Source organism: Methylobacterium sp. CM6247, from assembly GCF_054817925.1.
On sequence record NZ_JBTXKX010000003.1, the window covers coordinates 3276915 to 3299390 of the forward strand.

Genomic DNA, 22476 nt, shown 5'->3' on the forward strand with positions numbered 1-22476 from the left:
GGGTGCCGCCTCCGATGTATTCCCGCCTTCTCTCCGTCATTCTCGCCACCACGGCCCTTACGGCCGTCGCGATCGTGCCGACGTCCCCACGCGCCACGGAGATCTCGCGCAGCCAGCCGAGCGGCGCCGAGCGCTGGCGCCTTCGCCCCGCCGACGTGACGATGACGGGAAGCACCGGCACGGTGGCGAAGGATCGCCCGGCGGCCGACATCCCGGCGGAACGGCGTGCCGTGCGGGTGGTCTATCCCGGGCTCCTGCCTGCCCAATGACGACCCGGCCGGCAGCCCATCGTGACAAGGCCGATCATGGTTGTCGCGATGATTCACACAACAAAAATCATCGTTGTCATTTGCCGATCGGCACTATCGGCTCCCAACCGCAAAGATATCGTTCAAAGACCTCGCTCCGTCATCTCGCTTAAGATCTCGACACCCACGAACGGGCTGAGGACCGATACGAGGGGCGAGCGCGGATTATCGTTCGACCACGCGACGCGGCACTGTCCGGTCACTGACGGAAGTTGCATGTTATAGGAAAAATTGACTCTACCGGTTGACGGTCTCGCAAGCCCGTGGGCTGCAAGGTCCGGTCTGATTAAAGGATCGGTAACGATGCTGGAACGGCTCGCCAACAAGATCTCGCTGCGGCATCAGATCAGCCTCGTCACCGGGGCGGTCGGCCTCACGATCGTGGCCGCGGTCACGCTGGGCTCTGCCTTGCTGGCGCGCGCGCAGGCCACCGACATGGCCGAGAACGCGCTGTTGCAGGTCGCACGCTCCGTTGCCGATCGTCTGGACCAGGACATGGCGGAACGCCTGCGCGAGATCCGCAACGTGGCCGCGCTCGATCCGCTGCAGCCTCACTGGATGGAGAATACCGGGAGTCTCCGCAACGTCCTGCAATCGATGCAGAAGACCTTTCCGGATTATGCCTGGATCGGCTTTGCGGACGAGACCGGAAAGGTTCGGGCTGCGACCGGCGGTATCCTGGAGGGCGCGAATGTCGGCCAGCGTCCTTGGTTCATCGATGGAATCAAGGGCGCGGTGGCCGAGGACGTCCATCTCGCGGCCCTGCTGCAGACTTTGCTCAAACCCAATGCCGACGGAACGCCCTTCCGGTTCGTCGATCTCGCATCGCCCGTCATCGACGCGTCGGGCCGGACCATCGGCGTCCTGGGAAGCCATCTCAGCTGGAGCTGGGCCGACGGGGTGCGCCGGGAGGTCCTGTCCTCACGCCGCCCCGAACTGAAGGAGGAGGTCGTCGTCCTCGACCGGACCGGCCGCGTCCTCATGGGACCGGCGCTCGGCACCCATCCGTATTCGCCCGCCGATCTCGCCGCCGGCCATTTCATCGCGCGCGGCGCCGGCGGAGACCAGTTCGCGGCCGTCTCGGCGACGAGGGGGCGGGGCGATTATGCGGGCCTCGGATGGATCGTCGTGGCCCTCCAGCCGGTGCAGACGGCCCTCGCGGGTGCCCACAGGCTGACCGTTCTCATCACCCTGGTCGGCCTCGGCGCGGGTGCACTCGGCACGCTCGGCATTTTCCTCGTGGTGACCCGCCTCAGCCGCCCGCTGGCGCGTCTCACGGATGCGGTCGACCGGATCGGCCGCGAGCGAAATGCGACGATGACGGAGCGCGTCCAGGGCTCCCCCGAAGTGTTGCGCCTGTCCGCCGCGGTCAGGTCCCTGTTGCGACGGATCGGCACCGCCGAAGCGGATGCACGCGATGTGGAACTCGAAGCGTCGCGGGCCGTCCGAGCCGCCCAGGACAGGATCGAGCGCATCGGCGCCGATCTCCAGGCCATGAAGCTGATCGCGAACAGGGACGCCCTCACGGGCCTGCTCAACCGGCGTGCGTTCCTGCCCCTCGCGAAGGACGCCCTCGGCGATTTCAGACGCTATCAGCGCCCCCTTTCGGTGCTGATGATCGACATCGATCATTTCAAGCGGGTGAACGACCGTTACGGCCACCCGGCGGGGGATGTGGTGATCCGCAAGGTCGGCACCATCATCAACGATACGATCAGGACCACGGACAAGGTGGCGCGGTTCGGAGGCGAGGAGTTCGTGGTTCTCCTCAACGACAACAATGCCGCCGGTGCCGCGATCATCGCGGAGCGTATCCGGCAGACCGTGGCCAGCACGGTGTTCGAGGCCGACAACGATCGCCTCCTGGCGACGATCAGCATCGGCATCGCCGAGGCGGAGAAATTCGACACGGACATCGACCGCATCATCGAGCGCGCGGACCGCGCCCTCTACGAGGCGAAATCCCGGGGGCGCAACTGCGTGCATACGTTCGAGATCGACATCGACGATCTGCGTTCGGTCGCGTAGCCCCGTTCGTCGACGGGTCGGCCGCCCTTCTGCCAGCGTGCCTCCTGCCGGCGCGCGTCGCAGGGCTTCCGCCTGCGGCGGCCGAGGGACGCTCGCGCGTTCTCGGCCGGACCGTCAGGTCTCCGAAAGGCGCGGGTCGAGGGCATCGGCGAGACCATCGCCGATCGTGTTGAGGGCGATGAGGGTCAGGACGAAAAAGGCGGCGGGGCCGGCGAGCATCCACGGGGCGGATTCGAGGGTGCGCGCGCCATCCGCGATCAGCGCCCCCCAGCTGGTGGCCGGCTCCTGCACCCCGAGGCCGAGAAACGACAGGAAGCTCTCCAGCAGGATCACCTTGGGCACGAGCAGGGTCGCCGCCACCGTGACGGGACCGAGGGTGTTCGGGACGATATGGCGCCAAAGGATGGCCGGCGTCGAAAGCCCGAGCGCCTCGGCCGCACGCACGAAGTCGCGGGCGCGTAGCGACAGGGTCTGGGCACGCACGAGGCGGGCCATGTCGAGCCATTCCACCGCGCCGATCGCCACCAGGATCAGCCCCAATCCGGAGCGGAAGAACACCAGCAGCATGATGACGAAGAAGACGAAGGGCAGGGCGTAGAGGATGTCGACGATGCGCATCATCACCGCATCGGCCACGCCGCCGAGGTAGCCGGCCGCCGCGCCGTAGGCGATCCCGATCAGCAGCGCCACGGCGGTGGCGACGCCACCGATGAGGAGTGAGACCCGCCCCGCGACGAGGCTGCGGGTGAGGAGGTCCCGCCCGAGCATGTCGGTTCCCATGAGGAAGCGCAGGCGGCCGAGCGGCGCCTCGACGACGAGGCGGCGACCCTCGTCGAGACGCTCGACGATGCGGGGGGCGCCGAACAGATCGGACCGGGGGAGATAGGCGAGGACGCGCTCGTCGACGGGCCTGGCCGGGTCCGACACCACCATGCGCACGCGGTCGCCCGAGACGGTGACGTCCGAGACCGAGACACGCATGCGGAAAGCGAGGCGGGTCAGTGCCGGAGCGACCTCCCCGGGCTCGGGATGAGCGGCGAGGCCGGGCGCGATGCGGACGAGATCGGGATAGATCCGCCCGGGTTCGTGGCCGGTGAGGAACGGCCCGACGAGGCAGGCGAGCATCATCGCGACGAGGATCAGACAGGCGGCGAGGGCGCCGCGGTTGCGCGCGAACCGGGTCCAGGCGCGGCTCATCGCCCGTGCCTCAGGCGCGGATCGAGGAGCGCACAGGCGATGTCGGCGACGATGTTGAGCAGGGTGACGAACAACCCCACGAGGATCACGGTGCCCATCACCAGGGTGTAGTCGCGGTTGAGCGCCCCATCGACGAAGGCCCGCCCGATCCCGGGCAAGCCGAAGATCGTCTCCACCACCACCGACCCCGTCAGCAGCCCGGCCGCCACGGGCCCGAGGATCGCGACCACGGGCAGCAGCGCCCCGCGCAGGGCATGGCGGGCGACGCGTCGGGGCGGCAGGCCCATGGCGCGCATGGTGCGGACCGGCTGGGCGTTCAGGGTCTCGTTGAGGGACGTCCGCGTCAGCCGGGCGATTGCGCCGATCTGCGGCAGCGCGAGGGTGAGCACGGGAAGCACCAGATGCGAGGGCGCTCCACCCTCCCAGCTTCCCACCGGCAACCAGCGCAGGCTCAGGCCGAACACGATCTGGAGCAGGGGCGCCACGACGAAAGTCGGGATCGCCAGGGTCAGCCCGGCGAGAAGGCCGATGGCCCGGTCGATCCCTCCGCCGCGCCGGAACGCCGCCCAGGCTCCGAGGCCGATTCCCACGCTCAGGGACAGAAGGAGGGCGAGGCCGCCGAGGGTCATGGAGACGGGCAGGCCACGCGCGAACAGGTCGGCCACGGTCAGGTCGCGGAACGAGAAGGAGGGGCCGAGATCGCCCTGGATCAGCGCGGCGAGGTAGCGGCCGTATTGGACGATGAGGGGCTGGTCGAGGCCGTAGACACGGGCGAGATTCTGCATCGCCGCCGGCGGCAGCGGACGCTCCAGGTCGAAGGGTCCGCCGGGGGCGAGGCGGATCAGGAAGAAGCTGCCGGTGACGACGAGGAACAGGGTCGGGATCGCCTGGGCGAGGCGGCGCAGGACGAAGCCGATCATGCCGGGATCCCGCCCGTCACGCGTCGAGCTTCAGGAAACGCGTCGGCGACGCGTTGCGCGGGTTCGGGTGATAGCCGGTGAGACGGGCCGAGATCAGTGCCTTCGACCGGGTGTGAAGCACCGGGATCCACGGCAACTCGTCGAGGATGATCGCCTCGGCCCGGAACAGGAGGTCGGCGCGCCTGGCGAGATCCCGCTCAGCGGCCGCCTCGCGCATCAGCCCGTCATAGGCCGGATTGCTGTAACGACCGGGGTTGAGCCCGTCATTGCCGGTCTCCAGCAGGAACAGGAAATTCTGCGGATCGGAGTAATCGGCGACCCAGGACATGCGGGCGACATCGAAATCGCCGCCGTCGCGCAGATGGGCGAAATGGGTCTTGGCATCGGTATAGACGAGGCGCGTCTCGACGCCGATGCCCCGCCACATGTCGGTGAGAGCGACCGCCGCGTTGCGGTTATTGTCGGTGCTGTTGAAGCGATACTCGACCCGGAGGGGCTTGCCGCCGGGCCCGAAGCCGGCCGCGGCGAGGAGTGACCGTGCCTCCTCCTCACGGTCGATGGGCATCGCGTTCCGCCCGGCGAGTTCCGGCGGCGTGCGGTAATTGTCGAGGCCCGGCGGGCAGAGGGAATAGGCCGGCGCCATGGTCTCGCCCCACAGTCTCTCGGCCAGGAATTCACGATCGATCACAAGGGACAAGGCCTGTCGCACCCGGACGTCGTCGAACGGGGGCTTCCGGGTATTGACGGCCAGGGCATAGAGCCCGAGCGACGGACCGAGGACGACCTGACCGCCGAACCGCGCCTTCAGCGAGGCCATCTGATCGCCCGGCAGGTCGGCGAGGGACTCGATCTCGCCGGCGGCGTAGCGGCGGACCGCGCTGGAGAGATCCGATGTCGGCAGGAAGGCCACCGTCTCGATCGAGACGCCGGCCGCCGAATGGAAAAAACGGTTTCGTGTCAGCGTGATACGGTCGTTCGGCACCCAATCGACGAGGGCGTAGGCACCGTTGCTGACGAGGTTGCCCGGCCGGGTGAAGGCATCGCCGAAGCGCGAGACGGAAGGCGGATGCACCGGCAGCGAGGTCTGGTGAGTGAGGAGTTCGAGGAGGTAGGGCGTCGGCCGGTCGAGGGTGACCACGAGGGTCCGAGCATCCGGCGCCGTCACGCCGAGGCTCTCCGGCGCGGCCTCGCCCTGGTTCACGGCGCGGGCGTTCCTCAGCGGATACAGCACTTCGGCATATTTCGCCGCCGTCGCGGGGTGCAGGATCCGGCGCAGGCCGAAGACGAAATCCGCCGCCACGACCGGATCGCCGTTCGACCAGCGCCCGTCCTCGCGCAGGTGGAACGTGTAGGTCAGGGCGTCGTCCGAGACAGTCCAATGCGTCGCCGCACCCGGGATGATGGCCCCGTGATTGTCGTAGGTCAGCAGCCCCTCGTAGAGGTCGCGCAGGATATGCGCCTCCGCCACGGTGGAGGATTTATGCGGATCGAGAGTTTCCGGATCGGCATCGTTACCGCGCCGGTAGACCGGCCCGCCGGTCGCGCGCGCCGAGCTTGTTCCAGCCACGAGCAGAGCACCGCCACCGAGGAGGCAGGCCCGGCGGTCGGGGCGCATAGCGGCGCTCAGGCGCCGGTCTGCGCGGTGAATCCAGCGGCTTCGATCCCGGCGAGCGCGCAGAGTTCGTCGTTGTCGGAGGTATCGCCCGAGATGCCCACGGCGCCGATGACCGCATCGCCATCGCGGATCAGGACACCGCCCGGCACCGGCACCAGCGCGGCCGGACCGACGAGATGGCTCACGGCCGCCACGAAATAGGCCTGCTCCTCTGCCCGTTTGTGGATCGCGCGTCCGCCGAGGCCGAGCGCCAGGCAGCCATTGGCCTTGCCCATGGCGACCTCCGCGCGGCGCAGCGACGTCCCGTCCTCGGCGCCCAGCGCCTTCAGGGCTCCACGCGCATCGTAGACCACCACCGCGAGAGGCTTCAGGCTGTGCGAGCGGGCCGTCTTAAGGGCGGTGGCGACGATGGTCTGGGCGGCGGCGAGGGTCAGGTCGGGCATCGGCTTACCGGGGCGATCTGTTACGGGTCGGTCCCGACGTAACCCGCCCCGCGGCGCCGGACCAGCCCCGGCCTCATGCGACGCGATCGGCCAGGAACGCATCGTAGCGTCGTGCCACCGCCGGCATATCCTCGAAATGCGGGAAGGCCCCGGTGGGCAGGACGTCGACGGTCCAGTTCGGGCGGCCGGCGACACGGTCGGCATGGCGGTAATCGACGAAGTCGCCGCGCACCCCGTGGATCATCCAGACCGGGAGGGTGAGCGCCTCGTAGAACCGCCCCGGCGCATCGGGAAACAAGGCCCCGGACAGGAACGAGAACGGCGCATGCCGGGCGCCGGGACGATGGGCGGAGGCGTAGTCGTAGGCGAGCAGACCCTCGTCGATGTCCTTCGAGCCCCAGGTCTTTTCCAGGAAGAAGCGCATGCTCGGCTGGCTCACCAGGAGATCGAACAGCGGCTCCCCCCAGAGCGGGGCGTTCAGCATGGTGCGGGCGACGGCCCCACCGTGTCGCGTCCGGTCGCGGTGCCGGCCGACGAAACGGGCATCGAAGCCGGTCGGACTGACGAGGCCGAGACTGCGATAGGCGCCCGGTTCCTCGAGAGCGGCGGCGGCGAGATACTCGCAAGATAGGGAGAGGGCGACGGCATCGATCTCCCCGCCACCATGCCGATGTCGGATCTCGGCGGTGACGGCCCGGATCGCATCGGACATTAGGCGTGGGGTGTAGACCCGGTCGCTGCGCTCGGAAAAACCGAACCCCGGCAGGTCGAGCGCGTAGACCGGACGGCTCCCCGCGTAATGCCGGTAGAGCGGGCGAACCTCGTAGGCATTGGCCGCCGCGTTCACCGAATGGATCAGGAGCAGCGGGACGCCCGGCACGGACGCGCTCCCATAGAGGCCGATCCCACCGGCCGGCGTCTCGAGACATTCATGCCGGCCGGGCAGGGCCGGGTGGAGCGTCTGGCGGTGGTCGATCCCGAAACGGCTATAGGCGATCCACGCGCCGGCAGCACCGAGGGGTAGCAACGCGAGCTTGGCGGCGAGGGGCAGGGATCGATCGCGCCGGATCAGGTCGGGCATAGGGTCGTCCGCGTGATGGATCGGGTGCGGGAAACGCGAGGCGGCGCCGGTTGATCCCGGCCGCCGGACGCATCACGCCGTCGCGCCCTCGATCTCGCCGCTGAGCTCCAGCCATTCCTCCTCGGCCGCCTCCAGCGCGGCGGCGGCGTCGGAGCGCATCTTTGCGAGTTCTCCGGCCTTGGCGGCATTGGTCTGGAAGGCGGTGCCGTCGGCGAGCGCCGCGTCGATCTTGGTCATGGCGTCGGTGAGCTTCTTCATCCGCGCCTCGACGCCCTCCAGCTTCTTGCGCAGGGGGGCCAAAGCCACGCGGCGGTCGGCATTGGAGCGACGCTCCAGTGCCTTCACTCCGCCGGCGGCCTCGGACGCGCCCTTCTCCGCCTCGCGTTCAGGACCCGCGAGGACGAAGCGGCGGTAATCGTCCATGTCGCCGTCGAAGGCCTTCACGCTGCCGTTCGCCACGAGCCAGAGCCGGTCGGCGCAGGCCTCCACCAGGAAGCGGTCGTGGCTCACCAGGATGACCGCCCCCTCGTAATCGTTGATCGCTTCCACCAGGGCCTGCCGGCTCTCGATATCGAGGTGGTTGGTGGGCTCGTCGAGGATCAGGAGATGCGGCCCCTTGAAGGCCGCGAGGCCCATCAGTAGGCGCGCCTTCTCACCGCCCGAGAGCTGCGAGACCGGCGTCTCCGACTTGGTCCCCGAGAAACCGAGGCGGGCGGCGGCAGCGCGCGCCTTCGATTCCGGCACGTCCGGCATCAGGTCGCGGACATGGGCGTAGGCGCTCTCGGCGGGCCGCAATTCGTCGAGCTGGTGCTGGGCGAAATACGCCACCTCCATCTTGCCCGAACGCCGCATCTCGCCGCTCAAAGGGGGCAGGCGCCCGCCGATGAGCTTGCAGAAGGTGGACTTGCCGTTGCCGTTGGCGCCCAGCAGCGCGACCCGGTCGTCGGGGGCGAGGCTGAGGTTGAGCCCCGAGAGCACGATCCGGTCCGGGTAGCCCGCCTGCACCCGCTCCATGGCGACGATGGGCGGCGAGAGCGGCCGCTCCGGGCTCGGCAGGCGGAAGGCCGGCACGTCGTCCTCGATCACCGAGGCGATGATCTCCATCTTGGCGAGGCGCTTGACGCGGGACTGGGCCTGGCGCGCTTTCGTGGCCTTGGCCTTGAACCGGTCGACGAAGCTCTGGAGATGCGCCCGCTCCGCATCCTGCTTGGCCTTCGCCTTGGACTGGAGGACGCGCTTCTCGGCGACCTGACGGGCGAAGGAGGTGTAGCCGCCCCGGTAGATGCTGAGCTTGCCGCGGTCGAGATGGAGGATGTGATCGACGCATTCGTCGAGCAGGTCGCGGTCGTGGGAAATGATCACGGCGGTGCGCGGATAACGCTCCAGGTAGTCGTAGAGCCAGATCGTGCCCTCGATATCGAGGTAGTTGGTGGGCTCGTCGAGGAGGAGCAGGTCGGGTTCGGAGAACAGCACGGCGGCCAGCGCCACGCGCATGCGCCATCCACCCGAGAAGTCGGAACAGGGCCGGCCCTGCGCCTCCGCGTCGAAGCCGAGGCCGTGCAGGATGGCGGCGGCGCGGGCGGGCGCCGAATGCGCCTCGATATCCACGAGGCGCGTCTCGATCTCGGCCCGGCGCAGGCCATCGGCGTGCTCAGCTTCGGCCATCAGGCGCGCCCGCTCGGTATCGGCAGCGAGCACAACGGAATGCAGCGTTTCAGGGCCGGCCGGAGCTTCCTGCGCCACGGCGCCGATGCGCATGCCCTTTGGCATCGATACGGTGCCGCCCTCGGTGGGCAACTCACCGAGGATCGCCTTGAACAGCGTCGTCTTGCCCGCGCCGTTGCGGCCCACGAGCCCGACGCGGGCCCGGTCCGGAATGACGAAAGTGGCGCCGTCGAGGATCAGACGTTCGCCGATGCGGTAGGTGAGGTCGTTGACGCGGAGCATGGAAGGCTTCTGGCGGCGCAAGGCGAGGGTTGCAAGGGGAGCGTCGCCAAGGGACGGACAGGAGGGTGCCGTATCCGGCGGAGGCAGAGCGTTGTAATCGGGCGGCCATGACGCTGACGCTTCTCGCTGCCCTCTTGCCGATTGCTCTCCTGATTGGGTTCGGCGCGGCCCTGCGCCGCCTCGGCTTCCTCGCCGAAAGCTTCTGGCCGCAGGCCGAACGCCTTGCCTATTACGTCCTGCTGCCGAGCCTTCTTCTGGACAGCCTCGCAACCGCGCAACTCGCGGATGTCCCCGTCGGTGCGCTCGCCCTGGTCCTGGTTCTCTCGACCCTGGCGGTGGCGGGTCTGACGCTGGCGGCCGGACCGCGCCTCGGCATCAGCGGACCGGCCTTCACCTCGGTGTTCCAGGGTGGGATCCGCTTCAATAACTACGTGGGAGTTTCGGCGGCGGCCGGTCTCTACGGCGCCCAGGGCATCGCACTGGCGGCGGTGGCGAACGCCGCGATCGTCCCGACGGTCAATGTCCTCTGCGTGCTGATCTTCGCCCGTTTCGGCACGGCAGGGAGGCCTTCGGCCCTCGGCCTCGCGCGGCAGATCGTCCTCAACCCTCTTGTCATCGGCAGCCTCGGCGGCATCGCACTCCAGGCCTCGGGGCTCGGCCTGCCACCGGGACTCGAGCCGATGCTGCGGGCCCTGGGGCAGGCCTCGCTGCCACTGGGCCTGCTCTGCGTCGGCGCCGCCCTCGATTTCGGGTCGGCGCGAAGCTGGATCAGGCCGGTCGCGGTGGCGTCCCTGATCAAGTTCGGGCTGATGCCGGCCGCCACGATCCTCGCCTGCCTCGCCATGGGGCTCAAGGGTCCGGCCGCGGTGACGGCCCTGCTGTTCCAGACCCTGCCGACCGCGTCATCGTCCTACATCATGTCGCGCCAGCTCGGAGGAGACGCACCTTTGATGGCGGGGATCACGGCGACTCAGACCGTGATCGCCGGGGCGGCGCTCCCCCTCGTCCTGGCCCTCGTTCTGGCTTTGACCGGGATCGGCTGAGCGCCACCCGCGGGATTCGCGTCAGACCAGTTCCCAGGCGGCGGGATCCTTCATCAGGGCCGCGACCAGGGCGTGGTTCAGTTCATGCCCGGTATGCGCCGCCTCGATACGGCCGAGGATCGGCCGTCCCGCCAACGCGAGATCGCCGACGAGGTCGAGCATGCGGTGACGCACCGGTTCGTCGGGCACGGTCATCCCGCCGATGATCCGCCCGCCGACGATACAGGCGGTCGAGGAGAGGTTCGCCCCCCGTAGCAGCGGCTTGCGCAGGAGCGTGCCGTAGATCTTGGCCGGAATCGCCCATTTGGCCCGTCCGAAGCTGCGTGACGGGGCCAGTTGCTGAGTAAACACCTCCGGCGTGATCGTGCCCGACCATTGCATGGCATCGAAATGGGAGAGTTCGAGACGGCCAGAGAGATGAAGCGCGTCGGCCGGCTCGATCCTCAACGTCCTGTGATCCTGGCGGACCTCGACGGGCCGCAGCACGCGGATGCTGCGCAAAGGCGTGTCGCTTTCGGTCCGACCGCTCGCATGCAACGCCTGGCACCAGGGCAGGGCGCCCCCGTCGAAGATCGGCAGTTCCTCCGCGTCGAGGCAAACGAGCGCGTTGTCGATGCGATACGCGGCGAGCGCGGCCAGGAGATGCTCCACGGTGCGGACCAGCGGTCCTTCGGACGATCGCAAGGCGGTGCAGAGTGGCTGCGTCTCGCGAAAGGTCCATAAGGCTGGCACATCGACGGTGCGCGCTCGCCTGAAGCTTCGCCGGAAGACGATGCCGTGGTCGTCACGGGCGGGCGCGACGGTGACCGTGACGCGACGCCCGGTATGCAGGCCGTAACCTGTCAGAGAGAAGCTCGCGGACAGCGTCGCCTGCCGGGGGCGAGCAGTCGGCGGAGCCACCTCGCGCACGGCCTGGACCGATAGGGCGAGCGAATTCGCGGCGGCGTCATGCGGCGAGGCGAATCCTGGCCCAAGCCCCGATTGCCCTGGCAGACGGTTCGCATCTTCAACGTCCGTCGATGACGCGGAGCTCACCAGCATGTCTCGGGTCCCAGCGCGATCAACCGGGATTGTCATCAGACAGGCGGTTCATTCTGTGCGTGCGCTTAGCTTAACCCAGATCAGTTGCAAAGGCAGGTAAACTGCGCGCGATGAGGGTTTTCATTCTCCTGTCCGATGGCCAAGCCGCAGCCAATGCCGGCGCTCGATAGGTCGGACTCATTGAGACCTGGTATGAATCGAATATCCAACCACGCGACTTTTGGTAGGGATGGTCCGACGGAATGGGTTGACCCACAGGACCGGCAGCTTAACGATCACTCGCTTTAGGAGATGATACCCGTGACTGCAGGACGGCTGGCGACAATCCCCTTCTTCAAGGAGCCGGGAATCGAGCTGTCGACCTATGAGACCCGCTGCCATTGGCGCCGGTTCGACGAGAACGAAGTCCTGGTCGATTACGACGACATCTCCACCGACGTGTATTTCCTTGCCTCCGGCGAGGTCCGCATCCTGAATCGCTCACAATCGGGCAAGGAAGTCATCCTCGGCGAGATGCGGGGCGGCGCGTTCTTCGGTGAGCTCGCGGCTCTGGACGGGATCGGCCGCTCGGCCAACGTCACCGCCCTGACCCGTGGCGAAGTCTGTGTCGTTCCGGCCCCGATCTTCCGACAGATGATCTTCGCCTCCGAGGCCATTGCCGACCGGCTGTTCCGCCTTCTCGCCAAGCGCGTGCGCGAGCTCAACACGCGGCTGATGGAACACGCGCTGCTCGACCTGCGCCACCGGCTCTATGCCGAGTTGTTGCGCCTGTCCGTGCCGCGCGCCGGCGGCGACGGGGAACGGGTGGTGACGCCGCCGCCCTATCACCACGTGCTGGCCGCCCGCATCGGCTGCCGGCGCGAGCAGGTGACGCGTGAGTTCACCGTGATGGCGGCAGACGGCCTGATCGACCGGACCAGAGGCGCCCTGGTCATCCGCCGTCCGGACCTGCTCGAGGCACGGGTCGCCGAAGCCTTGCGCGAGGACAATTGACGGCGCGGAACACCGTGGCTCCGTTCCTCACCCTCGAACGGCTGACCAAGACGTTCGGCGCGCAAGTTGCGGTCGCAGATCTTTCGCTCGCTGTGTCAGCCGGGGAAATTCTCTGCCTGCTAGGCCCCTCCGGCTGCGGCAAGAGCACGTTGCTGCGCCTGATCGCCGGATTCGAGACGCCAACAGGTGGCGCAATCCGCCTCGACGGCGTCGATCTCACCGGCCTCGCTCCGCACAGGCGACCAGTGAACATGATGTTCCAGTCCTATGCGCTGTTCCCGCATCTGAGCGTCAGCCGCAACATCGCCTACGGGCTGAACGGCCTCCGCCGCTCGGCCGCTGCCGCCCGCGTGGAGGAGTTGCTGCGCCTGGTACAGTTGGAGGATTTCGGGAACCGGCGTCCCGAGACCTTGTCCGGAGGCCAGCGCCAGCGCGTCGCCCTCGCGCGGGCGCTGGCGCGCGAACCGAAGGTGCTCCTCCTCGACGAGCCGCTCGGCGCGCTCGACCGGGGCCTGCGCGAGCAGACCCAGGGCGAGTTGCGCGCGATTCAGCGCCGCCTCGGCACCGCCTTCGTCATCGTCACCCACGATCCTTCGGAGGCCATGGCGCTCGCCGACAGGATCGGCGTGATGGACAAGGGGCGCCTCGTCCAGGTCGGCCGGTCCGAGACCCTTTACGAACGGCCCGTCAACCGCTTCGTCGCCGGCTTGCTCGGCGACGTGAACCTGATCCCGGGAACGGTCCGGGACGCCAACGGCACGCTGGTGCGGGTCGAGACCGCCCTTGGACCGATCTTCGCATCCGGGGAGGGCGCCCCCTCCACCGGTGCTCCCGCGGTGATCGCCCTGCGCCCCGAGCGTCTGGCGGCGTCCACCATCGACGGGGTGGCCGCCGGGGATCGCAATACTCTCGACGGTCAGGTTGAGGCCTCGACCTATCTCGGCGACCACATCCGCTTCGACATCCGCATGCGGGATGGCAGCACGATCCGCGCGAACATGCCCGCCGGAACCGGGATCGCCAGCGAGACTCATGTGCGCCTGTCCTTCGCGCCGGATGCCGCGACCGTCATGGCGGCGTGATGAAGCGACTTCTCCCGGTCGCTCCGTATCTGTGGCTGGCCGCCTTCGTGCTGCTGCCCTGCCTCATCACCCTCAAGATCAGCCTGTCCTCACCGGCGACGGCGCAGCCGCCCTACCTGCCGGTGCTCGACTGGAGCGCGGGTATCGACGGATGGGGCGCATTCCTGGAAGCCCTGGATTTCGCCAATTTCGAGACCCTTGCCGGCGACAGCCTGTATCGCGACGCGGCCCTCTCGTCCCTGCTCTACGCGGGCATGGCGACGGCCATCCTGGTGATCGTCGGCACGCCCATCGCCCATGCGCTCGCCCGCTCGCCGGCCCGGCTCCAGCCGCTTCTGGTAGCGCTGGTGATCGTACCGTTCTGGACGAGCTTTCTCATCCGCATCTATGCCTGGATCGCGATCCTGAAGCCCGAGGGCCTGCTGAATGCAGGACTGATCTGGACCGGCCTCATCGCCAGCCCCTTGGATATCCTGAACACACCCGCCGCAGTGATGATCGGCCTGACCTACGCCTACCTGCCGTTCATGGTGCTGCCTCTCTATGCGGTGCTTTCCCGCCTGGATCCGACCTTGACGGAAGCCGCCGCCGATCTCGGGGCCTCGCCGACGCGTGCCTTCTGGACCGTGACGCTGCCGCTGGCCCGGCCCGGTATCGCGGCGGGTGCGCTCCTGTGCTTCATCCCGATGGTCGGTGAGTTCATCATCCCCGACCTGCTGGGCGGTTCCGATACGCTGATGCTCGGCCGCGTCCTGTGGAGCGAGTTCTTTTCCAATCGCGACTGGCCACTCGCCTCCGCGGTGGCGGTGCTGCTGCTCGTGCTCATCGTCGGACCGATCGTGCTGTTCCGTGATGCGGAGCGCGAGCGGGAGGACGTCGGCCGGTGAGTGTGCTCAACCGACTCAGCCTCGGGCTCGGCCTCGTCTTCCTCTACGCACCGATCGCCGTCCTCGTCGTCTTCTCGTTCAACGCCTCGTCCCTCGTGACGGTCTGGGGCGGGTTCTCGACGCGCTGGTATGGGGTGCTCGTCAATGACGGCCCACTGATCGCCGCCGCCCTGGTCTCGCTGAAAGTGGCCTCACTCGCCGCCCTCGTGGCGACACTCCTCGGCACGCTGGCGGCGCTGGCTCTCAACCGCAGCGGACGCTTTACCGGACGTAGCGGCTTCACCGGCCTCGTCTACGCGCCCATGGTGATGCCGGAGGTGATCACCGGCCTGTCGCTCCTGCTCCTTTTCGTCGGGCTCGGTCTCGACCGCGGCCTCGTGACCCTGGTCATCGCCCACGCTACCCTCGGCCTCGGCTTCGTCGCAGTGGTGGTCGGAGCGCGTCTGAAGGGACTCGACCGTTCCCTGGAAGAGGCAGCGGCGGATCTCGGGGCGGGCCCCTTTCGGGTTTTCGCGACCGTCACCCTGCCGTTGATTGCGCCGTCCCTGGTGGCGGCCTTCCTCCTCGCCTTCACCCTCTCGCTGGACGACCTCGTCATCGCGAGCTTCGTTTCGGGCCCGGGGGCGACGACGTTGCCCATGCGGCTCTACAGCCAGGTTCGCCTCGGCGTGAACCCTGAGATCAACGCCGCGTCGACGCTCCTCGTCGGCGGCGTCACCGTCGTAGTCCTCGCGGCCTCGTTTCTCACCGGACGCCGCGGCGTAGGAAATCAGGGCACGTAGGCGCGCACCCTGGTCGGTAGATCGAGCGCACCCGTCCTCGGTCCCTGCATGTCATCGAGATTCAGGATCGAGCCGCCGCGGGAGTCGAGATCGGAACCACCTTCGCGCGGGATGGTGCGAACAGCGACCGCGTCCCATGGGCCTTCGATGTCCAAGAGGGTGCCCTGAGGCAGGCTCGAAGAGCGGTTCGGCGGCGACATCGGCCGCAGGGCGGGATCGGCTGGGCTTCGCGGCAACAGTTCCGCCCGTGCGGCGAGGGTCCGCTCCGGTAGAGACAAGGTTCCCCGTAACGAGGCGGTGAGCGACGACGTCTTCAAAATGCCATCGGCAATGTCGCCGACGCCATCGACGAAGCGCAGGGAGATTCCCGCGCGGTCGAACGGGGTGCGGGCGTTCCGGCGGGCCAAGGCACCGTCGGCGGCGACGCCATTGCGGTGCACCACGTCGGCGAGGTCGAGCCCGGCGAGGGTCCCGTTCTCCATGGCGAGGGACGAGCGTCCGTTGAGGTGGTCGATCAGGCTGGCCGCGGTGCGGCCCGATCCGTCGAGCGTGAACTGTCCCTGGGCGTTTCCGAGAAGCCAGCCCTCCTGCCCGAAATCGACCAGTAGGGCGCCGAGATCGAGCCGGTCGAATGCACCCTGGGCGCGCAACTCCGTCTCACCGCGGTCGGTGGCGGAGGTCGTGAGGCCGAACCGTCCCTTGACGATGCCCCCTCTGACCACGGCGCGAGCCAGAGAGCCCTCGACGCTGCCCTCGCGGACCAGAAGGCTGGAAGCGAGATCCTCCATCACAAGCGGCCCGAGCCGGGCAGTGCCGGCGGAGAGACGCAGATCGAGGTCCCCTCCGGTGAAGGGACGCAGCGCGAGACTTTGCCGGCTCCATCCGCTGGCGTTCAAGGATTCGTCCGGGCCGAAGACCCGGATCAGGGTGGCAAGAGCGGGTGCGAGATTCAGGCTCTCGGCCGCCAAGGTCGCCTGAAGGGCCGGACGGCTCTCGGCGAAGCTGATCGATCCCGCACCTTCGAGGCTGTTGTCGCCAAGCCGCATTCGCATGGATGGCAGAAGGAGGGTCCGGCCCGAACTTTCGAACGTTCCGTCGATGGCGAGGCTATCGAGGAACGGCGACAGGGCGATATCCGTCCCCGCCCAGGTCAGGGTCTCGCGCAGGGAGCGCGATTGCAGGCTGCCCTGTCCGCGAAGCGACAATCCATCCGCGAAGCTGCCGCTTCCCTCAGCCGCCAGATTGCCGGCGGGCCAGGTCGCGCTGGCGGAAAAGGACGATTCCCGGCCGGAGAACAACTCGTCCAGCCTGACACCGGAGAGCGAAAATTGGGTTGGCGTGTCGTTCCAGATAAAGCTTCCCGCCGCGTTCATCTGGGACGACCAGAATGGCCAGGCCAGAACCAGATCGACATCGCGGGCTGTCTGGGCGCTACCGTCGCGGGGGTCTCGGCCGGACAGCGTCGCGTCGGTGAGGCTGATACGACGCGGACGCGACGCGCCCCCCTGGGTCAGGCGCGCTCTCAGGCGCCGGAGCGGCTCGACCCAGCGCGAATCCCCGTCATCCTGGGGGAGGGTGATCGTCGTGCGTTCGAGGGAGAGGGTGTCAATCTCGATGCGGCCGGCGAGAAGGGCACGGATCCCGAGCTTGAGGGTGAGCGATCCGCCATCGGCGAGGAGCGGCCCGTCCACCGTCCCGGCGCTGAGCCGGACGCCCTCGAAATCGAGCCGGGGAATGGGCAGAAGCGCGACGCCCGCCGATCCTTCGGCCTTCATCGCAATTCCGTAATTGGTCGCCAGTGCCTTGCCGACGCCCCGCGTCAGGCGCGCGGACGCGACCGACCAGGGCAGACAGGCGGCGATCAGGGCAAGGACGAGGCTGCCGATACAGAGGGCCGGCAGGAGGCGACGGAGCGACATGTCTCTCCCTATCGGAGCAAAACCGCGACACGCGGTTGCGCGCGCGGCCTCGCCGAGCCGCCGCGATCGATCTTCGAAAACCTACCCCCGCTCTCTCCATAACGAGCGGGAACGCTTTTGTCTGCCATGCATCATTTCTCTGCCGTGGAGCATTCAGGAGCAGACCCCGGCAAGCCGTCCCGCGCTGCTCCGGGCACCCCATTCTGCTACAGCTTTCGCGACCCCTCACCTTTCAGGCCCGTTGATCCCTCGCAGGATCTTGCCGAAACGCCTTATCCTGGCGCAGAGACAGGGCAGACGGACACGGCCAGCCCCTGGTATACCTGAGCCTGACCTAAGCCGGGCCGGCGGGTTGGGATTGGCTCGCGTTTCGCAGGGCAGCCCGAAACGGCGCCAAGGACCGGATTCCGGGAGGAAGGCTTGAGATGAAGAAGGTATATTCCGACGCCACGCAGGCGGTCGCCGGCTTGCTCAAGGATGGCATGACGATCATGGCCGGCGGCTTCGGCCTGTGCGGCATCCCCGACGAGCTGATCGATGCGATCCAGGCGTCAGGGGTCAAGGACCTCACCGTCATCTCCAACAATGCCGGCATCGACAATGTCGGCCTCGGCAAGCTGCTCCAGACCCGCCAGATCGCCAAGATGATCTCGTCCTATGTCGGCGAGAACAAAGAATTCGCCCGCCAGTATCTCGGCGGCGAACTCGCCATCGAGTTCAACCCGCAAGGCACGCTGGCCGAGCGCATCCGCGCTGGCGGGGCGGGCATCCCGGCCTTCTTCACCAAAACCGGCGTCGGCACCCTCATCGCCGAGGGCAAGGAGGTGCGCGAGTTCGACGGTGAGAATTACGTGATGGAGCGCGGCCTCTTCGCCGATCTCGCCATCGTCCATGCCTGGAAGGGCGATACCGAAGGCAATCTCGTCTACCGGAAGACCGCCCGCAACTTCAATCCGATGATGGCCACGGCCGCCAAGGTGACGGTCGCCCAGGTGGAGCATCTGGTCCAGCCGGGCGAGATCGACGGCGACGCGATCCATACGCCGGGCATCTTCGTCAAGCGCATCATCCACGTGGCGATCCGCGAGAAGAGGATCGAGCAGCGCACCACGCGCAAGCGTGGCGAGACCGCCGATTCCTCCGCAGCTGCCATCTGACATCCAAGGGAGACACCACCATGGCCTGGACCCGCGAACAGATGGCTGCGCGCGCCGCCAAGGAGCTGCGCGACGGCTACTACGTGAACCTCGGCATCGGCATCCCGACCCTGGTCTCGAACTACATCCCCGAGGGCATGTCGGTGCAGCTGCAATCCGAGAACGGCATGCTCGGCATGGGGCCTTTCCCTTACGAGGGGGAGGAAGACCCCGACCTCATCAATGCCGGCAAGCAGACGATCACCGAATTGCCGACCACGAGCTATTTCTCCTCCTCCGATTCCTTCGGCATGGTCCGGGGCGGGCACATCAACCTGTCGATCCTCGGCGCCATGCAGGTGGCGGAGAACGGCGACCTCGCCAATTGGATGATCCCGGGCAAGATGGTGAAGGGCATGGGCGGCGCCATGGACCTCGTCGCCGGTGTGAAGAAGGTGGTGGTGGTGATGGAGCACACCGCCAAAGGCAAGGATGGGTCGGAAAGCCCGAAGCTCCTGACTGCCTGTGACCTGCCCCTGACCGGCACCGCCGTGGTCGACATGGTGATCACCGATCTCGGCGTCTTCACCATCGACAAGAAGGGCGATGGCGGCATGGTCCTGGTCGAACTCGCCGACGGTGTCACCGAGGATGAAATCCGGTCGAAGACGCAAGGGGCCTTCACCGTCGCGTTGACCTGAATCCGGCCCGGCACAATCCGACCGGTCGTTGCAAGAGGCTCCCGATGCGATCGCATCGGGAGCCTTTTTCGTCGACGCCGCAGAGGTTTCGCAGGCGTTTCAACCTCGTGCGGCCGGCGGCTCCTCGATCCGGACGGGGAACGGGAAGGCGGCGCGCAACGGCTTCGTGTCGAGGGGGGACGGCGGGAGCACGCACCTGCGGCGCTCCAGCCATGACAGGTCGCTGAACTGACGCGGGAGTTCGAGGGCTTCGTCGGCGAGCCCCACCGACTGCTTGTAATCCCGCATCTTGAAGGAATCCTTCGCCTCGGCGTTCGGCTCGGACAGGCGCGCCGATTGTGCGGGCACACCATAGGCATGGGCCACGATGAGGCCGTGCAACGATGTGGTGACGATCTCGTCGCAGGACAGGATCTCGCGGACCACCCGCTCGATATCCTCGAACGTCACGCCCAGGAGCGAGATGACCTTGACATGGTCGGCGCCGACCGCCTCGAGAGCCTCACGGATACGGTTCTCCTGCAGCACGTGCGGGATGATGCCGACCTTGTGGGTCTTCGCCACCACCGGCGCATAAAGCTCGGGCAGGAGGATGGCGGCATCGCCGTAGATTTCGGGGCATTGCCCACCTGCCGCCAGAACGGCGTCGCGGGACAAAGGTCCGCGCACCGCCGAGTAGATCGCGGTCGGGCAGAGAGTATCGGTGCTGCGGGGCATGCCGGTACCCCAGAGATGCATGCCGGGACGGGCGAACTTGGCGGTGCTTCCGATACAGAGACCATCCGCCTCCTTCGCATGGTGCCACCGGGGCATTACGCCGAAAGCATGCCACAGCACGTAAGGCGTGAGGATATCGCCGAAATTTCCGGGAAACGGACTGCGCATCCACCAGATCTTCGGACGAAACCGCTCGTCGAGCCTCGCCTCCGCTGCGATATCATCGAGCGTCAGCAGAGCGCGGTAGGCCGATACGAGAGCCCCCCATTTTTCCACCGACTGGCCCAACAGCTCGGCCTCGAGCGCGAGGAACGCATCCCGCTCTCCACTCCTGAGAAAAGCCAGGAAGGTTTTCTCCGCGAGCGACTCTTCTTCTTTCGCCAAGGTTGGTCTCCCCCTTACGGAACCGGCTATCGAGCCGAAGCCGCGTTTCGGAAAATTACAATGCGATGACAATGGCTTAACGTGCCTTGTCATGGGGCATGCGCGGAAGGGTTATCTCAAGGCGCACCGTCTCTGTCGAGGCGATTTCGCAGGCCGCTCCTTGCTCGACGGATCATACGGGTGATGGCACGCAGCATCGTGCGGGCAGGGCAATCGCATCATCCATGCTCTGATCCGACCTCCAGTGACCCGGACGATGCTCGCCGGAGCGAGCCCAATCGTGAGGTGGAGCCCCTTCGGAACCCCGCTCCGGACCGCCCCCTTCGAATGGGGCGACCAAAAGTTGCGCAAGGGACCAGCCTGCCATTTGAGACGACGGCGCAACCCCCTTAGAAGCGGGGTTTACCGCAACGCTCGGCGCGCGGTCACGCCCTTTGCAAGTGGAAAGCTCATGAGCAGTCTGAAATTCGGAACCAGCGGCCTGCGCGGATTGGTGACGGACCTCGTAGGATGGCCGAGCTACGCCTATGCCAGCGCGTTCTTCCGCTCGGTCGCCGCGACGGCTGGCGAGGGCGCGTCCGAACGGACCGTCGTCATCGGGCGGGATCTCCGTGACAGCAGCGCGGGGATCGCAGCCACGGTGGCAGATGCCGCCGCGGCGGCCGGGTTCAGCGTGTACGATTGCGGCGCACTACCGACCCCGGCTCTCGCCCTGGAAGCGATCCGGCGCGGGGCCTGCGCCGTCATGGTCACAGGCAGTCACATCCCGTCGGATCGCAATGGCCTGAAATTCTACCGGCCCGATGGAGAGATCACCAAGACCGACGAGGTCGCCATCCTCGCCGCCCTGGGCGACATCACCAAGGCCGGGGACATGCCGCAGGCCGATTCAGCCATTCAGGAGCCTGGCGCCATCGACCGCTACCGGCAGCGCTATACCGATGCCTTCGCACCGACCATCCTGGCTAGTCAAAGGATCGCGGTTTATCAGCAGAGTTCGGTCGCGCGGGACCTCCTCGCCGACGTGCTGGCCGCGCTCGGGGCTGACATCGTACTGATCGGCCGCTCCGACAGCTTCATTCCGATCGACACGGAAGCACACCGTCCCGAGGATATCGCGTTCATCCGCGATGCCATGGCGTCGGGCGGCTTCGACGCGCTCGTGACGACCGATGGCGATGCGGACCGCCCGCTGCTCGCGGATGCCGCCGGCAGAATCGTGCGGGGAGACGTTCTCGGGCTGATCACCGCTCGCTACCTCGGCGTCGACACGGTGGTGGTGCCGGTCACGGCGGGCTCTGCGATCGAGCATGCGGGCGGGTTCCGGAGCGTGTTGCGCACCAAGGTCGGCTCTCCCTTCGTCATTGCCGGGATGGACCGGGCGAAGAGCGAAGGCGCGAGCACCGTCGTCGGTTTCGAGGCGAATGGTGGGTTCCTCCTTGGCTCGGACGTCGTCATCGATGGCAAGACACTGCCGGCCCTGCCGACGCGTGATGCGATCCTTCCGATCGTGGCGACATTGGCGGCCGCGCAGGAAGCCCGCCTGACCCTCGCTGAACTCGTCACGTCGCTGAATGTCGGCGAGACGGCGAGCGATCGTCTTCCCAATACGCCCGCAGAGCGAAGCGGCGCGTTGCTGCGCCAACTCGGTCAGGACTCGTTCCGCGGGGAATTCTTCCGCCCGATCGGTACGCCCCAGGGCGTGGATGAACAGGACGGCGTCAGGGTCGAACTCGACGGCGGCCGGACGATCCATTTCCGTCCGTCCGGCAATGCGCCCGAACTGCGCTGCTACGCGGAGGCGGGATCGGCCGCGGACGCTGAAGAATTGGTACGCTGGGGATTGGCCGCAGCGGCCGCGGCCATGACAAACTGAGCCGAGCGAGTTCAGAGGCGGGCCAGGCGGGCCCGCTCCTGGCCGGTCCCTGCACCTGGACTCGATCCATTCCCGACCGGGAATCGCCCCGGTTCCGGTCCCGCCCGGATCGGGCCAAAAACGCTTCGGCAATGGCTCGTTAGACGGCGATCGCGAGGCGGCCGGTCCGCCTTGCTTCGCTCGTGTCCGATGGGGTGCTGGAGTTTGAAGGACCTGCGAGACGGATAAGGTTTGCGACAAGCATACCGGCACGATGCCGACGATCTTGCGGCGCACTGAGCAGACGCGCTACCTCGGACGAAGCATCACAAAGGAACAGAGCTTCACTGATGTCGCCGAATACGAGACACCCTTCTCTCATGACCTCCAAATAGAG

At 67.4% G+C, this 22476-nt stretch carries 19 protein-coding genes; 10 read left to right on the forward strand and 9 right to left on the reverse strand.

All coding sequences use genetic code 11. The features are described from left to right. Positions 1-14 precede the first annotated feature (14 nt). Complete coding sequence (locus tag ACYQOP_RS16430; protein ID WP_461223070.1) at positions 15-269, forward strand: hypothetical protein; 255 nt, start codon at positions 15-17, stop codon at positions 267-269. A gap of 342 nt (positions 270-611) precedes the next feature. After that, positions 612-2336, forward strand: coding sequence for a diguanylate cyclase (locus tag ACYQOP_RS16435; RefSeq protein WP_461223071.1), 1725 nt, complete (start codon positions 612-614; stop codon positions 2334-2336). 114 nt (positions 2337-2450) lie between these two features. Here ACYQOP_RS16435 and ACYQOP_RS16440 read toward each other — a convergent pair whose 3' ends face one another. From ACYQOP_RS16440 to ACYQOP_RS16465, 6 genes are all read right to left on the reverse strand, one after another. Then, complete coding sequence (locus ACYQOP_RS16440; RefSeq protein WP_461223072.1) at positions 2451-3533, reverse strand: ABC transporter permease; 1083 nt, start codon at positions 3531-3533, stop codon at positions 2451-2453. Continuing rightward, the gene (locus tag ACYQOP_RS16445) at positions 3530-4453 is read right to left on the reverse strand and encodes an ABC transporter permease (protein ID WP_311273890.1); all 924 of its coding nucleotides are present in this window, start codon (positions 4451-4453) and stop codon (positions 3530-3532) included. The genes ACYQOP_RS16440 and ACYQOP_RS16445 overlap by 4 nt, the downstream gene beginning before the upstream one ends. Positions 4454-4469: 16 nt before the next feature. Next, positions 4470-6068, reverse strand: a complete 1599-nt coding sequence (locus tag ACYQOP_RS16450; protein WP_461223073.1) for a peptide ABC transporter substrate-binding protein — start codon at positions 6066-6068, stop codon at positions 4470-4472. Between the two features lie 8 nt (positions 6069-6076). Beyond that, complete coding sequence (locus ACYQOP_RS16455; RefSeq protein ID WP_056425465.1) at positions 6077-6511, reverse strand: GlcG/HbpS family heme-binding protein; 435 nt, start codon at positions 6509-6511, stop codon at positions 6077-6079. Between the two features lie 73 nt (positions 6512-6584). Beyond that, positions 6585-7592, reverse strand: coding sequence for an alpha/beta fold hydrolase (locus tag ACYQOP_RS16460; RefSeq protein WP_461223074.1), 1008 nt, complete (start codon positions 7590-7592; stop codon positions 6585-6587). A gap of 72 nt (positions 7593-7664) precedes the next feature. After that, positions 7665-9539, reverse strand: coding sequence for an ABC-F family ATP-binding cassette domain-containing protein (locus ACYQOP_RS16465; RefSeq protein ID WP_311273887.1), 1875 nt, complete (start codon positions 9537-9539; stop codon positions 7665-7667). Positions 9540-9646: 107 nt separating this feature from the next. Between ACYQOP_RS16465 and ACYQOP_RS16470 the strand changes: the two genes are divergently transcribed. Continuing rightward, complete coding sequence (locus ACYQOP_RS16470) at positions 9647-10582, forward strand: AEC family transporter (protein ID WP_461223076.1); 936 nt, start codon at positions 9647-9649, stop codon at positions 10580-10582. 21 nt (positions 10583-10603) lie between these two features. Here ACYQOP_RS16470 and ACYQOP_RS16475 read toward each other — a convergent pair whose 3' ends face one another. Continuing rightward, positions 10604-11623 carry a UDP-3-O-acyl-N-acetylglucosamine deacetylase gene (locus ACYQOP_RS16475; protein WP_461223077.1) on the reverse strand — a complete coding sequence of 340 codons (1020 nt, stop codon included), beginning with the start codon at positions 11621-11623 and terminating at the stop codon, positions 10604-10606. A 291-nt stretch (positions 11624-11914) separates the two neighbouring features. Here ACYQOP_RS16475 and ACYQOP_RS16480 point away from each other — a divergent pair, with 291 nt between their 5' ends. From ACYQOP_RS16480 to ACYQOP_RS16495, 4 genes are read left to right on the forward strand one after another with little or no spacing between them, the layout of a single operon-like run. Then, positions 11915-12616, forward strand: a complete 702-nt coding sequence (locus ACYQOP_RS16480; protein ID WP_056425160.1) for a Crp/Fnr family transcriptional regulator — start codon at positions 11915-11917, stop codon at positions 12614-12616. 14 nt (positions 12617-12630) lie between these two features. Further along, entirely contained in the window at positions 12631-13698 is a 1068-nt protein-coding gene (locus ACYQOP_RS16485) for an ABC transporter ATP-binding protein (RefSeq protein ID WP_461223079.1), read from the forward strand. Continuing rightward, positions 13698-14585, forward strand: a complete 888-nt coding sequence (locus ACYQOP_RS16490) for an ABC transporter permease (protein ID WP_461223080.1) — start codon at positions 13698-13700, stop codon at positions 14583-14585. Before ACYQOP_RS16485 ends, ACYQOP_RS16490 begins: the two co-directional genes overlap by 1 nt. Next, positions 14582-15367, forward strand: coding sequence for an ABC transporter permease subunit (locus ACYQOP_RS16495; protein ID WP_419953766.1), 786 nt, complete (start codon positions 14582-14584; stop codon positions 15365-15367). The genes ACYQOP_RS16490 and ACYQOP_RS16495 overlap by 4 nt, the downstream gene beginning before the upstream one ends. Here ACYQOP_RS16495 and ACYQOP_RS16500 read toward each other — a convergent pair. Then, positions 15355-17286: an AsmA family protein gene (locus tag ACYQOP_RS16500; RefSeq protein WP_461223081.1), complete on the reverse strand. Its 1932-nt coding sequence runs from the start codon at positions 17284-17286 to the stop codon at positions 15355-15357. The two genes, ACYQOP_RS16495 and ACYQOP_RS16500, sit on opposite strands and share 13 nt — an antisense overlap. Before the next feature lie 425 nt (positions 17287-17711). On the opposite strand from ACYQOP_RS16500, the gene ACYQOP_RS16505 reads away from it, so the two are divergent. Beyond that, positions 17712-18443, forward strand: a complete 732-nt coding sequence (locus ACYQOP_RS16505) for a CoA transferase subunit A (RefSeq protein WP_056425171.1) — start codon at positions 17712-17714, stop codon at positions 18441-18443. Between the two features lie 20 nt (positions 18444-18463). Then, positions 18464-19123: a 3-oxoacid CoA-transferase subunit B gene (locus ACYQOP_RS16510; protein ID WP_056425174.1), complete on the forward strand. Its 660-nt coding sequence runs from the start codon at positions 18464-18466 to the stop codon at positions 19121-19123. Between the two features lie 99 nt (positions 19124-19222). On the opposite strand, the gene ACYQOP_RS16515 is transcribed toward ACYQOP_RS16510, so the two are convergent. Then, entirely contained in the window at positions 19223-20224 is a 1002-nt protein-coding gene (locus ACYQOP_RS16515; RefSeq protein ID WP_461223083.1) for a polysaccharide pyruvyl transferase family protein, read from the reverse strand. Positions 20225-20675: 451 nt separating this feature from the next. On the opposite strand from ACYQOP_RS16515, the gene ACYQOP_RS16520 reads away from it, so the two are divergent. Beyond that, positions 20676-22100: a phosphomannomutase gene (locus tag ACYQOP_RS16520; protein WP_461223084.1), complete on the forward strand. Its 1425-nt coding sequence runs from the start codon at positions 20676-20678 to the stop codon at positions 22098-22100. Positions 22101-22476 lie beyond the last annotated feature (376 nt).